The sequence below is a fragment of the Brachybacterium sp. Marseille-Q7125 genome, assembly GCF_023062615.1.
Classification (GTDB): Bacteria; Actinomycetota; Actinomycetes; order Actinomycetales; family Dermabacteraceae; genus Brachybacterium.
Genome location: NZ_JALLAL010000211.1, coordinates 1 through 400 on the forward strand (window position 1 = coordinate 1; position 400 = coordinate 400).

The 400-nt window shown below is 44.5% G+C and carries 1 protein-coding gene; it reads right to left on the reverse strand.

The genetic code is table 11. The features are described 5' to 3' along the window. Nucleotides 1–400 (reverse strand): SpaA isopeptide-forming pilin-related protein (locus MU407_RS14260; protein ID WP_246958470.1); only part of this gene is annotated, 400 nt, incomplete at both ends.

The following is a 400-nucleotide window of genomic DNA, read 5'->3' on the forward strand; positions in this document are numbered from 1 at the left end:
GTATTGTGCTTGTGCGAAGCCCATTTTGAAGAAGTGGAGAATTGCCCATTATCGTCAGTTACCACAACATGACTTTCGCCCGTTGTCTTGCTTGTGATCCTAAAGGGAACATCAGCAAGACGCTTGTGTGTGCCTGCACCGATTTTCACGCCCTCAATATCCCCACGCTTAATCTGATTGTAGATAGAGTGGGCTTCGTCTGTTAAGTCCACGATTTTTCCGTTTTCTGTGATTGTAAAATCAATCGGCTTCGCACCGTCTGTCAAGTAACCGTTTGGAGCTTGTTTCTCAACGATACGGAAATTCCCGTAAGGCAAAAGGTCAGCAGAAGTAGAAGCGATCCCCTCAATATCCGTATGGATTGTTTTTACAACTTCGTTTTTCTTGTATATCTTGCCCT